Below are 12,957 nucleotides of genomic sequence, written 5' to 3' on the forward strand. Positions count from 1 at the left end.
ACCAATACTCATCATTATGGATCCATGAGCCCGTTTTCGGGCTGACTCGAAACCCTGCATCTGGCTGCACGCAACCAAATGAAATAGGTTTCGACGATGAATATGATGAGGACGCGAGACAATGAGCACGAGCCCGGCCGTTCAGCACGACCAACCACCCATCGTTGCTTGCACAATCAGCCGTGATGTACAGATTTTCGACCTCCTGATTGAGGACATGGAAGCAGCGCTGGGCGATTCATGGGGTGATCTGAGCTTCGAAGATGCGGCATCCTTTCTGAGTCAGCCAGAAGCACGTTCGCTTCAGTTTGTGACCATCGCAATGGATTCGGAGGACGAAGACAGTCTGCCGACGATTTCCGGCGTTATCGCTGCCGCCAAGGCCGCCAAGGTCAAAGTTATCCTAATCGCAGAGGATGTTAGCCCGACCGCGCTGCATCAGTTGCTGCGCGAAGGCGGTGATGAGTTTGTCCCCTACCCCCTGCCCGAGAACGAGCTTGCCCGCGCAATCGAACGCGTCCTGACCGCCGAAGATCCCGTTGAAACGCCCAGCGGCGAATCCAAATTCAAGGCAACAGGTGATCGGTCTGGCGTTGTGATACCCATCCATGGTCTGGCAGGTGGCACCGGTGCAACCATGTTGGCCGTCAACATGGCCTGGGAGTTGGCCAATATCGAAAAGGATGATCCACCCAAGGTTTGCCTGATTGATCTCGATTTCCAGTTCGGCACCGCATCGACATATCTGGACCTGCCGCGCCGCGAATCCGTGCTCGAGATGCTGACCGACACCGAATCCATGGACAGCGAAGTGTTCATGCAGGCGCTTTTGACCTACGGCGAAAAACTGCATGTGCTGACCTCGCCCACGGACATGATCCCGCTGGATATGATCACACCCGAAGACATCCAGCGCGTAATTGAGATGGCGCGCGTCAACTTTGACTATGTCATCATCGATATGCCGTCCACGATGGTGGAATGGTCGCAGACCGTTCTGGAACTGGCACACGTCTATTTCGCCATGATCGAACTTGATATGCGGTCGGCCCAGAATACGCTGCGGATCAAGCGGGCCCTGCAGTCAGAGGATCTGCCTTTTGAAAAGTTGCGCTTTGTGTTGAACCGTGCGCCCGGCTTCACCGACCTGAACGGTAAAAGCCGCGTGAAACGACTTTCCGAAAGCCTTGGAATATCGGTCGAGGTTTTGCTGCCTGACGGCGGTAAGCCTGTTGCACAAGCGGCCGACCATGGCGCACCAATGGCCGAAGGCATCCCGAAGAATCCGCTGCGTAAGGAAATCCTGAAACTTGCGAAGTCTGTGCATGACGTCAACCAGGCTGACGCAGTCGAAGCCCGAGCTTAAGAGGCAAATCCATGTTTTCGAAGTACAAAAAACCGAATGGTCCCAAGGACGCGCCAGCCAAGGCGGCGACCCCATCACCCAAAGGGAAAGTATCGCCAATCGTCGTGGCCCCATCAGAGGAGCCGCGCCAGTCCCTGATGAAAACCATGCCCAAGCGGCCCGCAGAGGCTGGCCCGATGGACAAGGAAAAGCGGCGTAAGGAACGACTGCAGGAAATCAAGCTGGAACTGCACAAGTCCCTGCTCGATAATCTGAACCTTGCTGCTCTTGATACCGCGTCCGAACAGGAACTGCGCACCGAAATTAACGCGATTGCAAACGAAACCCTGGAAGACATGGGGATCGTTCTGAACCGCGACGAACGTCAGACGCTCAGCCAGGATCTGTTCTTTGAAGTCACCGGTCTTGGTCCACTGGAAACGCTGCTGAAAGATGACAGCGTGAACGATATTCTGGTCAACGGACCACAGCAGATTTTCGTGGAACGCAACGGTAAACTTGAACTGACCGACATTGCCTTCAAGGACGAGAAGCATCTGCTGCGTATCATCGACAAGATCGTGTCGGCCGTTGGTCGGCGCGTCGACGAAAGTAACCCTTATGTTGACGCCCGTCTTGCAGATGGGTCCCGTTTCAACGCAATGGTGCCGCCGATTGCTGTTGACGGCAGCCTGGTTTCCATTCGTAAATTCAAAAAGGACAAGCTCGGTATTGAAGAGCTTGTCAAATTTGGAGCCTTCACCGAAGAAATGGCCGCCTATCTTCAGGCCGCCGTTTCTACCCGGCTGAATGTCATCGTGTCGGGTGGTACAGGCTCTGGTAAGACAACCACACTGAACGCTCTATCGGGCTTTATTGATGACGCCGAACGTATCCTGACGATCGAGGATACGGCGGAACTTCAACTGCAACAGACCCATGTCGGCCGGATGGAAAGCCGCCCGCCGAACGTCGAAGGCAAAGGTGGGGTATCTCAGCGCGATTGTCTGAAAAACGCCCTGCGGATGCGTCCGGACCGCATTATCGTAGGGGAAACGCGGGGCGAGGAAGTCATCGATATGTTGCAGGCCATGAACACCGGCCACGACGGTTCGATGACGACGATCCACGCCAACAGCGCGCGCGACGGTGTGTCCCGTCTGGAAAACATGATCGCGATGGCTGGGATCGAAATGCCGATCAAGGCAATGCGCAGCCAGATTTCATCCGCTGTAAACCTGATTGTGCAGGCCTCGCGCCTGCAGGACGGGTCGCGCCGCATGACTTCGATCACGGAAATCACCGGCATGGAGGGCGACGTGATCTCAATGCAGGAAATCTTCCGCTATCAGCGTGTGGGTCTGACGCCCGACAACAAGATCATTGGCCACTTCACGGCCACAGGCGTGCGCAGCCACTTTTCGGAACGCTTCAAGCTGTGGGGCTTCGACCTGCCGCCAGCCATCTTTGAACCAATGGTCGCGGAGTAAGCGATATGATTTCGACTGAACCGCTTATCTATATTATCATCTTCATTGCGGTCCTCGCACTCGTGCAGGGTGCCTATCTTGTCATCTTCGGCAAGTCGATCAGCATGGATGGCAAGGTGAACCGTCGCCTTGAAATGCTTGATAAGGGCGGAAACCGCGAACAGGTGCTTGACCAGCTGCGTAAGGAAATGACGCAGCATATGAAATCGCAAAGCATTCCGATCTATTCGATGCTTGCAAACAAGGCGCAGAAAGCGAACATCGCGTTCACGCCGACCCAACTGATCCTCGTGATGGTTTTGGTCAGCGGTGCCGCCTTTGTTCTGCTGTCCGTCATGACAGAAGTCGGGGTTGCGATCCGCGCACTGGTCGCCGTGTCTATGGGTGTCGGCGGTGTTTATACGTGGGTGGGCAGCAAGGCCAACAAACGCATGAACATGATGGCCGAACAACTGCCCGAAGCTGTAGAGCTAATGGTGCGGTCCCTGCGCGTTGGCCACCCGTTTTCGTCCGCTGTAGCAATTGTCGCTCGCGAAGTCCCTGATCCGTTGGGCACTGAAATGGGCATGATCTCTGATGAGGCCGCATATGGCCGCGATATGGGTGAAACGCTCAAGGCTATGGCTGAGCGGCTCGACATTCAGGATATGCGTTTCCTCGCGGTGGCAGTGACCATTCAGCAGACTTCGGGTGGTAACCTCGCCGAAATTCTTGATGGGCTGGCAAAAGTGATCCGGGCGCGGTTCCGCTTGTTTCGTCGGGTCAACGCGATCACCGCAGAAGCGAAATGGTCCGGCAAGCTGTTGTCGGCCTTCCCCATCATTGCATTGGTCGGCATCAACCTGGTGAAACCGGACTATTTTGATGAGGTGATGGAAAGCGCCTACTTCATTCCCGCTTGTCTGGTGGTTGCAGTGCTTCTGGTTCTGAACCTGATCGTTATGCGCGCCCTTGTGAACATCAAAGTCTGAGGTCAATAAGATGGAAGCTGTACAAAACCTGATTATCGAATACCTCGGACCATTTGGCCCACTAATGGTGGTCGGCTTGCTTGGGATATTCTTGATCCTGATCACGCTGCCAGTCTTGCTCAAAAAGGAAGAGGACCCGCTTGACCGGCTCAAGGCAAATGTCCGCCAAGAGAAAAAAACGACCGACAAAGGCGAAAAGCTGCGGGCGGCTAGCAACAAGGATAAGCTTGAGAAGTATTCCAACTTTCTGGAGCCGCAGAATGCGGAGGAGTATTCTGCCGTAAAACTCAAGCTGATGCAGGCCGGTTATCGCAGCAAGAACTCAGTGCGCATCTACCATTTTCTCCAATTCGCTTTGGGCATCTTTGGTCTACTGATAGGTGGCGTCTACGCCATCTGGAGCAGCACAATCAGCGAGGTGGAGCCGACTAACCTGGCGTTAATGATCCTGATCCCTGGCGGTTCCGGTTACATGTTGCCACGATATTGGGTGACGCGCCGACAGGAAGTACGCAAAGCGGCAATCTCCGATGGCTTTCCCGACAGTCTGGACATGATGCTGGTGTGTGTCGAAGCCGGACAATCACTCGACCAATCCATTTTGCGGGTGGCCCGCGAATTAAAGGCCGGCTTCCCCGATCTCGCCGAAGAATACGAAATTGTCTGTCAGGAAATGAAGGCCGGTAAAGACAAAACCGCCGTTCTCAAGGATATGGCAGATCGCGCCGGGTCGACTGATATTTCCAGCTTTGTCACAGTGCTGGTCCAGTCGCAACAATTCGGTACATCGATCGCGGATGCGCTGCGGGTCTACGCCTCTGAAATGCGCGACAAACGCGTCATGCGCGCCGAGGAAAAGGCCAACAAGCTGCCGACCAAAATGACGTTGGCAACGATGATGTTGACGGTGCCGCCACTGATGGCCATTCTGATCGGACCATCAATCTATGCCATTATTAAAAATCTTGGTGGCGGGGCCGGGGGCTAAACAAGAAATGAACTTGAAACGGGTCTTGTCCATCCTGGCCCTGATCACATTGGCCGCCTGCAACTCGGGCGGCCTTGGTCGTTCCGATGGCGTTTTCGCGCCGGGCGTCGCCGGGCAATCAGACGTGGACGGGCTGATCGTGGGGCACCGGCTGATGGCCGCTAATGAGTATGAGCTGGCGCTGAAGGCCTATACTCGTGCTGCGGCCCAGCAAGGCCTGAATGTTGATACGCTGTCCGCATTAGGATCGGCCAATCTCAAACTGGGGCGCCTGGGTCAGGCCGAAAAACTGCTGCGACAGGCCACCGAAGAAGACCCGACCTTTCCGCCCGCCTGGAACAATCTGGGCGTTATCTTGATGGAACGAGGGAAAGTGGGCGAAGCGAGCGAGGTTTTTCGACGCGCATTTGCCGCAGATAACGGAAATTCCGACGAAATTCGCGACAATTTGCGCTTAGCACTCGCAAATTTACAAAATCCGGGTGATAATGCGGCACAAGAAAATCAGAACTTCAATCTGATACGTCGGGGGAGAGGCGATTTTGAACTCCTGACGGCATTATAGGTAGAGCAGCAAAAGGACGCAGAAAAATGCGCCACACCATTCTATTGACGCTATGCGCCGTTGTTGGCCTGGCCGCTTGCGAAGATTCCGGCGAGGCAGAGGTTGAACGCGCGCTAAAAGACCTCAACGTCGTTGACGAAACGAACCTCAACGATGTGTTCTTGACCGTCGGTGACCCGGATGAAGCGGTAAAGTATTTCGCGGGTGCCAACGCCAATGATCCAGGCCGCATTGACCTTCAACGCGGCTTGGCGAAATCGCTGGTCCGCGCCAGACGGCCACAGGATGCAATCGCAGCCTGGCAACAGGTCGTAGCGCATGAAGAGGCCGAAAACTCAGACAGTGTCGATCTGGCTGATGCCTATATTCGCGCCAATCGCTGGGATGAGGCAGCAGCGACGCTCAATACCGTCCCCCCTACTCATGAAACGTTCAAGCGATACCGTCTCGAAGCAATGGTGGCCGATAGCCGACAGCAATGGGACAAGGCTGACAGCTTCTATGAAACCGCCGTTGGGCTGACCACACGGCCCGCCCCGGTCTACAATAACTGGGGTTTCTCAAAACTGACCCGTGGCGAATACAGCGCGGCGGAACGGCTTTTCGCTGACGCCTTGCTGTATGATCGGACCTTGTTCACCGCCAAGAACAACATGGTTCTGGCACGCGGAGCCCAGCGTGACTACACACTGCCCGTTGTGCAGATGACCCAGGTGGAACGGGCACAGCTTCTGCACACTATGGCTCTGACCGCGATCAAGCAGAATGATGTGGCAACCGGCAAGGCGCTGTTGTCAGAGGCGATCGAAACCCACCCAAGGTTTTTCGAAGAAGCAACAAGGGCGCTGGCCGCACTTGAAAACAACGTGTCGAACTAGACCGAAACCCGGATGACGGCATACGCAGCATACTGGTTTCTGCCAGCCGTCATCCCCATCGCCATCTATGTATCCTGGAGCGATATGAGCTCAATGAAGATCACCAATAAATCGGTGATGGCGCTGGTGATCGCATACGCAATTCTGGGCCCGTACGCCTTTGGCCTGCCGATGTATCTGTGGCAATGGCTGCATCTGCCTGTCATGCTGGCGGTCTGTATCCTGTTATGGGCTGCACGGGTCATGGGGGCGGGTGATGCCAAATTCATCGCGGCAGCTGCACCAATGCTGGTTGTGGCCGATCTGGACCTGATTCTGCGGGTTTTCGCCGCTTGCCTGATCGCGTCATTGATTGTGCACCGGCTGGCCAAATACACGCCCATTCGGGCCCAAGTCCCGCATTGGAAAAGCTGGGAAGACAAGCGATTTCCCAAAGGCCTGCCACTTAGCATGACCCTGGTATTCTACCTTCTGCTGGTGGCGGCATATCGCTGAGAAATAGTTCAATGCCTTTTACTGGCACATGTTTGTTCACTATTTCGCCATAATAGGCTGCAATCTTAACCACAACGCGGTGTGATGCGTGGTTGTTGTTCTTGAAGGGGCTGGATGAATATGAACGTGCAAAACTCGACAGTCTTGGCGCCGCCAGCGCCGCGTAGCCTCGAAGGCATGCTGCTGCCCATGTCAATGATGCGCGACATCCTGATCAAGACCATGTTCCGGATGAACCTGGACATGGTGTCAACGCTTAGCCGCGCCATCTGTCTGCCCATCCCAGTCACACAAGAACTTGTGGATCTGGCGCGCGGACAACTACTGCTTGAGGCGACAGGCACGCTGAACGCCAATAACGGCAATGAAATGGGCTATCAGCTGACCGATGCGGGCCGTGCGCGCGCGCTCGACGCGCTCAGCCAGTCGGAATATTACGGCGCGATGCCGGTCCCGCTCGACAAGTATCGCGAACAGATTGCACGCCAGTCGATCCGCAACATCCAGATCACACGCGATCAACTGGCCACCGCGATGGGCCATCTGATTCTGCCAGAGGATTTGCTGTCCAACCTCGGCCCGGCGGTCAGCGCCGGTCGGTCGATCCTGATGTACGGCCCGCCCGGTAACGGTAAATCCTCCATCTCGAACGGTATTCGCGATGCGTTGGGTGATAAGATCTACGTGCCCCGTGCCATCGAGTATTCCGGTCAGGTCATCACCGTCTATGACCCGATCGTACATAGCGCGGCAGAAGATGACGTGGACGATCCCAACAGCCTGCGCCGGACATCAGGCCGGTTCGACACGCGCTATGTGCGCTGCGAACGGCCCACCGTCATCACCGGCGGTGAATTGTCACTGTCCATGCTGGACCTTGTCTATAACCCCACCGCCCGGACCTATCAGGCCCCGTTGCAGCTGAAATCGACCGGTGGCATCTTCATCGTGGACGACCTTGGCCGTCAGGCCGAACCACCGCAGACCCTTGTGAACCGTTGGATCGTTCCGCTGGAAGAAAACAAGGATATCCTGGCCCTGCAATCGGGCGAAAAGTTCGAGGTACCGTTTGACACGCTGGTCATCTTCTCGACCAACTTCCACCCCAACGCGATCTTCGACAAAGCGGCCTTGCGCCGTATCTTTTACAAGATCAAGATCGATGGCCCCGACCAGGAAGATTACCTGAAAATCTTTGCCATGGTCGCCCGCAAGCGGAAGATGCCGCTGGACGAAGACACACTCGTTCACCTCTTGAATGTGCGCTATCCCGAGATCGACAATATCTATGCGAACTATCAGCCGATCTTCCTCATCGACCAGATGATCTCGATCTGTGAATTCGAAGGCATCCCCTATCAGATGTCGCCGGAACTGATCGACCGCGCATGGGCGAACATGTTCGTCAAAGAAGAAGAGATCGTGCGCTAACACCACCATTTCGACATTCCCAAGCAACTGGCTTCCCCATACCATCGGGGAAGTCTTTTTCGTTCGGGGGTAAGGATGGCGGATATCGTCGGTGTGGCAGGCTGCGGCCGAATGGGGGCCGGAATGCTGGCCAATCTGCAAAAGGCCGGGTTTGACGCGCGCGGCTTTGACATCCGTCCGCGCCCCGGCGCCGGGCAGGATATCGACGCATTCCGCGACGGGCTGACAACCCTGATCACGGTGGTTCGTGATGCGGTCGAAACGGACGCGGTGCTGTTTGACGATCAGGCGATCGTCACGGCTGCACCGGACCTGCACACCATCATCATCTGTTCCACCCTGTCGCCAAACTACGTCAAGGCGCTGCGCAGCCGCGTCCCATCCCGCATCGCGTTGATTGATGCCCCGATGTCAGGTGCCAAGGTGCGGGCGGATGCAGGCTCGCTGACTTTCATGACCGGCGGCGATACGTCTGCGGTACTGCCGATCCTGCAGGCCATGGGCACCGTGATCCACAACATGGGCGGTTACGGGGCAGGAATGACGGCCAAGGTGCTCAACAACCTGTTGGCTGCATCAAACACAGCCATGACACGCCTTGTGCTTGATTGGGCCGATGCGGCGGGTGTGGCCGAAGACAAACTGCTCGCCCTGATCCACACGGCCTCCGGGCAGAATTGGCTGGCATCTGGCTTCAATGATATCGAATTCGCACGCGACGGTTTTGCGCCTGACAATACCATCGGCATTTTGGTCAAGGATATCGACGCCGCATTTGACATCGCGCCCGATGACAGGACGGACCTGCCAAAGGCGGCCCAGGCCACGCTGAAAACACTGGCACCCCGGACCCGCCCGTAAGATGGGTCTTGACCCATCCCCCGCCAGCCGCACCTTAGTGCCATGACCACCCTGCCCCCCGTTTTCGAAAACTGGTTCATCAGCCGCGGATGGCATATCCACCCGCATCAGCAGGCCATGCTGGACCGGACCGATGCGCCATCCCTGCTGCTGATCGCCCCCACCGGTGGCGGCAAGACCCTGGCCGGTTTTCTGCCGACGCTGACCGAACTTGCCAATGGCCAGCATGAGGGGCTGCACACGCTCTACGTCTCACCGCTCAAGGCGCTGGCGGCGGACATCAAACGCAACCTGCGCACCCCCGTGGCCGAAATGAGCCTGCCGATCCGGATCGAGGATCGGACCGGCGACACAACCTATACGCAAAAAAGGCGGCAGCGGGCGGACCCACCGCATATCCTGCTGACGACACCTGAGTCGCTGGCTTTGCTGACCAGCTACGAAGACGCTCCGCGTATCTTCCACGGGCTGCAACGGGTAATCGTCGATGAAATCCACGCGCTCGCCGAAAGCAAACGCGGGGACCAGTTGATGCTCGCCATCAGCCGCCTGCAAACACTCGCACCCGGGCTGCGGCGCATCGGCCTCTCCGCCACAGTCGAAGACCCAGCCGCCATCGCCCAACAACTGGCTTGCCATCCTGACCTTTGCGAGATCATCAACGCAGATCCCGGCCCCGACCCGGATATCAGCATGCTGACGACCGACGAGAAACCGCCCTGGTCGGGCGGTGGGGCGGCCTATGCCATTCCGGCGGTGCTGGCACAGGTCAGACAGCACAAAACCACGCTGATTTTCCACAACACCCGTGCGCAGGCCGAAATCTTTTTCCACAATCTGTGGCTGGCCAATGCGGATGATCTGCCTATCGGCATACACCACGGCAGCCTCGCCCGCGAACAACGCGAACGGGTCGAGGCGGCGATGGTCGCAGGCGAATTGCGCGCCATCGTCTGCACGGGATCACTCGACCTTGGCATCGACTGGGGCGATGTCGATCTGGTAATCCAGATCGGCGCGCCCAAGAACGTCAAACGACTGGTGCAGCGGATCGGGCGGGCCAACCACCGCTACAATGCTCCGTCCAAGGCGATTCTCGTGCCCGCCAACCGGTTCGAGGTGGTCGAATGTGTCGCAGCGCTTGAAGCCGCAAGAGAACACGACCTCGACGGTGATCCCAAAGGCCCAGGCCCCCGCGATGTGCTGTGCCAGCATATTCTGATCGCCGCCTGCAGCGGCCCATTCCACGCTGATGCGCTATTTGCCGAGGTCAAAACAGTCGGTGCCTACGCCACACTGACACGCGCTGCATTCGATGATTGCCTCGATTTCTGTGCCACCGGCGGCTATGCCCTGCGTGCCTATGACAAATGGAAACGGCTGCTACAAACGGCTGACGGCCAATGGCAGTTGCGCGACCCCCGCGCGGCCCAGCGCATTCGCATGAATATCGGCACGATTCAGGATACCGACACGCTCAAGGTCCGGCTGAAACGCGGTTTCAAACAACTTGGTGAGATCGAGGAAGGATTTGCTGCCACCCTGACGCCGGGCGATACGTTTCTGATCGGCGGGCAGGTTGTCCGCTACGAAGGCCTCAAGGAAATGACGGTAGAGGTCAGCCGTCGCGGCGACAAGACACCCAAGATCGCCACCTTCATGGGCACAAAATTCGCCAATTCCACGCAACTGTCGCAACGGATCCTTCGCATGTTCCGACAGGACAGCTGGCCCGAACTGCCCACCCACACCGCCGAATGGCTTAGCCTTCAGCATGAAGTGTCCAAACTGCCCGAGGCCGACCGCATCCTTGTCGAAAGTTTCCCCCATGACGGGCGGCAGCATATTTGCGCCTACGGGTTTGCCGGACGCAATGCCATGCAGACCCTAGGGATGCTATTGACACAACGGATGGAGGAAATGGACCTGCATCCGCTGGGCTTCGTCGCGACCGACTACGCCACCCTGATCTGGGGACTTGATCCGGTTCTCGACCCCGCGCCACTGTTCCGCGAACCCGATCTGCGGGCGGGTTTCGAAACCTGGCTGTCTGGCAATGCGGTCATGAAACGCACCTTCCGGGGGGCGGCCACCATCGCCGGCCTTATCGAACGCAACCTGCCACAAACCCGCAAGACCGGGCGGCAGGCGACGTTTTCATCCGACATCCTCTATGACACGCTGGCCAAATACGACCCCGACCACCTGATGCTGCAAATCACCCGTGAAGAGGCAATGCGCGGCCTTGTGGATTTTGGCCGGATCGAGGAAATGCTGACCCGCACACAGGGCCGCGTCGATCACGTGATCCTCGACCGCGTCACACCGCTAGCCGCGCCACTGTTCCTTGAGGTGGGCAAGGTCCCCGTCGCCGGGGCCGCCCAAGACAGACTGCTGGAAGAGGCCGCGCTGCATCTGATGGACACCGCCGGCGTCAGCGACCTTTAGGACTTGCGCCGTCAGACACAATCACGCAAAGAACAGATCATGAACGGCCATAGCTTCCTCTTCTGCAACACGCGCTGCACCGCCCTGCCCTCTGGCGCGCTGCATCTGCCGGATCATGACCTTCTTTGCGTTTCTGACCTGCATCTGGGGAAATCCGACAGGATCGCGCGCCGCAGCGGGGTGATGTTGCCACCTTACGAGGTTCAGGCGACACTGGAAAAACTTGAAAGCGACATCGACACCACCCGCCCGCAAATGGTCATCTGCCTGGGCGACAGTTTCGATGATCTGGACGCCGCACTCAGCCTGTTGGATGACATGGCGCTTTGGCTGTCGCGCCTTCAGGCAGGGCGCAAATGGGTCTGGATCGAAGGCAATCACGATCCAGGGCCGGTTGATCTTGGCGGCAGCCATCTGGCACAGATCAGCATCGGTGCGCTGACCTTTCGTCACATCGCATCCGCACAAACCGCTGAGGTATCAGGACATTACCACCCCAAACACCGGCTCGCCGGGCGCAGCCGACCCGCGTTTCTTTATGACACATCACGGCTGATCATGCCCGCCTATGGGGCCTATACCGGCGGGCTGTCCAGCGACACGCCTGGCCTACAGCAATTGTTTGACGGTCAGCCCATGGCGATCCTGACCGGCAAAAGGGCCATCGCGGTTCCGGTTACAAAAACCCCGCCGCGGCCACATTTTCGCGGTATGTCTTACTGACCGGCACTTTTGCCCCGTCGCCCAGCATCAGAAATTCGCGGTTATTCTCGCGCAGGCTTTGCGTGACAAAACCGGCAGCAACCCAGTGCGATCGGTGTGTGCAAAACCCCAGTGTATCGTCCATCTCATTCACCGCATCGGCAAAGCGCATCAGAATACGATGCACATGGCCGTCATCCATATGCACCTGAACATAGTGATCATCCACCGTCAGCCGGACAATCGCAGCGTCGGTCCCATCCGGCAGGCGGTTGAAAAGACGCGGGCGGATAGTTGTCTCTTCAACCCTTTCAGCTGACGTGCGGGTCATGAAAAACACCAAAAACCCGATAGCCGCCGTGACGCAAAATACGTTGAAAAAGATGACGAAAAGACTGTTCAAGCCGCGAAGCTGATCCGAAAACAACGCGCTATAGGACCAAACAGCAGGGGAGAAGGTCATTGAAAAGACAACAATGGTCAGGACCTGCCATTGCAGCGGCGTCGGATTTGCGGCGAACCTGTTCACCAATCGATTGGAGAGCCGGACAAACACATTTGCTCCCAAAACCACCGGTGCCCAGTACAACAATCGCAATGGCAGGTTCAGCGCGTCAAATGTGCCAAACGGGCCGATCAGTGCCACGATAATCGCCAGCCCGAATAGAAACGACCAAACCGGATCCGTCCCAAACGACCGCACAGCCTTTGACAGAAAACTCATCATTATGAGTGTGTTAACCAACCTATTCACGTCAGGCAACCGTCGCTTGCCCGTCAGAA

Annotated in this window: 12 protein-coding genes; 11 read left to right on the plus strand and 1 reads right to left on the minus strand. The window is 57.2% G+C overall.

What is annotated here, in order from left to right; all coding sequences use genetic code 11:
- The first annotated feature begins 121 nt into the window (after positions 1-121).
- From ACFWW4_RS01520 to pdeM, 11 genes are all read left to right on the plus strand, one after another.
- Positions 122-1,366, plus strand: coding sequence for a CpaE family protein (locus ACFWW4_RS01520; protein ID WP_411889242.1), 1,245 nt, complete (start codon positions 122-124; stop codon positions 1,364-1,366).
- Positions 1,367-1,377: 11 nt separating this feature from the next.
- Positions 1,378-2,835: a CpaF family protein gene (locus ACFWW4_RS01525; protein WP_411889243.1), complete on the plus strand. Its 1,458-nt coding sequence runs from the start codon at positions 1,378-1,380 to the stop codon at positions 2,833-2,835.
- Positions 2,836-2,840: 5 nt separating this feature from the next.
- Entirely contained in the window at positions 2,841-3,806 is a 966-nt protein-coding gene (locus ACFWW4_RS01530; RefSeq protein ID WP_411889244.1) for a type II secretion system F family protein, read from the plus strand.
- Positions 3,807-3,816: 10 nt separating this feature from the next.
- A complete protein-coding gene (locus ACFWW4_RS01535) occupies positions 3,817-4,794 on the plus strand; it encodes a type II secretion system F family protein (RefSeq protein ID WP_411889245.1) in 978 nt (325 codons plus the stop codon).
- A gap of 7 nt (positions 4,795-4,801) precedes the next feature.
- Complete coding sequence (locus ACFWW4_RS01540; protein WP_411889402.1) at positions 4,802-5,359, plus strand: tetratricopeptide repeat protein; 558 nt, start codon at positions 4,802-4,804, stop codon at positions 5,357-5,359.
- A 26-nt stretch (positions 5,360-5,385) separates the two neighbouring features.
- Positions 5,386-6,237, plus strand: a complete 852-nt coding sequence (locus tag ACFWW4_RS01545) for a tetratricopeptide repeat protein (protein WP_411889246.1) — start codon at positions 5,386-5,388, stop codon at positions 6,235-6,237.
- 12 nt (positions 6,238-6,249) lie between these two features.
- Positions 6,250-6,732, plus strand: a complete 483-nt coding sequence (locus ACFWW4_RS01550; RefSeq protein WP_411889247.1) for a prepilin peptidase — start codon at positions 6,250-6,252, stop codon at positions 6,730-6,732.
- 120 nt (positions 6,733-6,852) lie between these two features.
- The gene (locus tag ACFWW4_RS01555) at positions 6,853-8,163 is read left to right on the plus strand and encodes an ATPase (protein ID WP_411889403.1); all 1,311 of its coding nucleotides are present in this window, start codon (positions 6,853-6,855) and stop codon (positions 8,161-8,163) included.
- Between the two features lie 75 nt (positions 8,164-8,238).
- Entirely contained in the window at positions 8,239-9,024 is a 786-nt protein-coding gene (locus tag ACFWW4_RS01560) for an NAD(P)-dependent oxidoreductase (RefSeq protein ID WP_411889248.1), read from the plus strand.
- A 42-nt stretch (positions 9,025-9,066) separates the two neighbouring features.
- A complete protein-coding gene (locus tag ACFWW4_RS01565; protein ID WP_411889249.1) occupies positions 9,067-11,472 on the plus strand; it encodes a ligase-associated DNA damage response DEXH box helicase in 2,406 nt (801 codons plus the stop codon).
- 39 nt (positions 11,473-11,511) lie between these two features.
- Entirely contained in the window at positions 11,512-12,195 is a 684-nt protein-coding gene (gene pdeM / locus ACFWW4_RS01570) for a ligase-associated DNA damage response endonuclease PdeM (protein ID WP_411889250.1), read from the plus strand.
- Here the strand turns inward: pdeM and ACFWW4_RS01575 are convergent.
- Positions 12,149-12,898, minus strand: coding sequence for a LytTR family DNA-binding domain-containing protein (locus ACFWW4_RS01575; RefSeq protein WP_393931926.1), 750 nt, complete (start codon positions 12,896-12,898; stop codon positions 12,149-12,151). The two genes, pdeM and ACFWW4_RS01575, sit on opposite strands and share 47 nt — an antisense overlap.
- Positions 12,899-12,957 lie beyond the last annotated feature (59 nt).

This window comes from Yoonia sp. SDW83-1 (genome assembly GCF_046762885.1).
In the GTDB taxonomy this organism is placed as follows: domain Bacteria; phylum Pseudomonadota; class Alphaproteobacteria; order Rhodobacterales; family Rhodobacteraceae; genus Yoonia.

What these genes read in the sequence shown, in the direction of transcription:
- ACFWW4_RS01520 (WP_411889242.1), top strand. Translation starts at nt 122, where the DNA reads ATGAGCACGAGCCCGGCCGTTCAGCACGACCAACCACCCATCGTTGCT.
- ACFWW4_RS01525 (WP_411889243.1), top strand. Translation starts at nt 1,378, where the DNA reads ATGTTTTCGAAGTACAAAAAACCGAATGGTCCCAAGGACGCGCCAGCC.
- ACFWW4_RS01530 (WP_411889244.1), top strand. Translation starts at nt 2,841, where the DNA reads ATGATTTCGACTGAACCGCTTATCTATATTATCATCTTCATTGCGGTC.
- ACFWW4_RS01535 (WP_411889245.1), top strand. Translation starts at nt 3,817, where the DNA reads ATGGAAGCTGTACAAAACCTGATTATCGAATACCTCGGACCATTTGGC.
- ACFWW4_RS01540 (WP_411889402.1), top strand. Translation starts at nt 4,802, where the DNA reads ATGAACTTGAAACGGGTCTTGTCCATCCTGGCCCTGATCACATTGGCC.
- ACFWW4_RS01545 (WP_411889246.1), top strand. Translation starts at nt 5,386, where the DNA reads ATGCGCCACACCATTCTATTGACGCTATGCGCCGTTGTTGGCCTGGCC.
- ACFWW4_RS01550 (WP_411889247.1), top strand. Translation starts at nt 6,250, where the DNA reads ATGACGGCATACGCAGCATACTGGTTTCTGCCAGCCGTCATCCCCATC.
- ACFWW4_RS01555 (WP_411889403.1), top strand. Translation starts at nt 6,853, where the DNA reads ATGAACGTGCAAAACTCGACAGTCTTGGCGCCGCCAGCGCCGCGTAGC.
- ACFWW4_RS01560 (WP_411889248.1), top strand. Translation starts at nt 8,239, where the DNA reads ATGGCGGATATCGTCGGTGTGGCAGGCTGCGGCCGAATGGGGGCCGGA.
- ACFWW4_RS01565 (WP_411889249.1), top strand. Translation starts at nt 9,067, where the DNA reads ATGACCACCCTGCCCCCCGTTTTCGAAAACTGGTTCATCAGCCGCGGA.
- pdeM (WP_411889250.1), top strand. Translation starts at nt 11,512, where the DNA reads ATGAACGGCCATAGCTTCCTCTTCTGCAACACGCGCTGCACCGCCCTG.
- ACFWW4_RS01575 (WP_393931926.1), bottom strand. Translation starts at nt 12,898, where the DNA reads ATGAGTTTTCTGTCAAAGGCTGTGCGGTCGTTTGGGACGGATCCGGTT.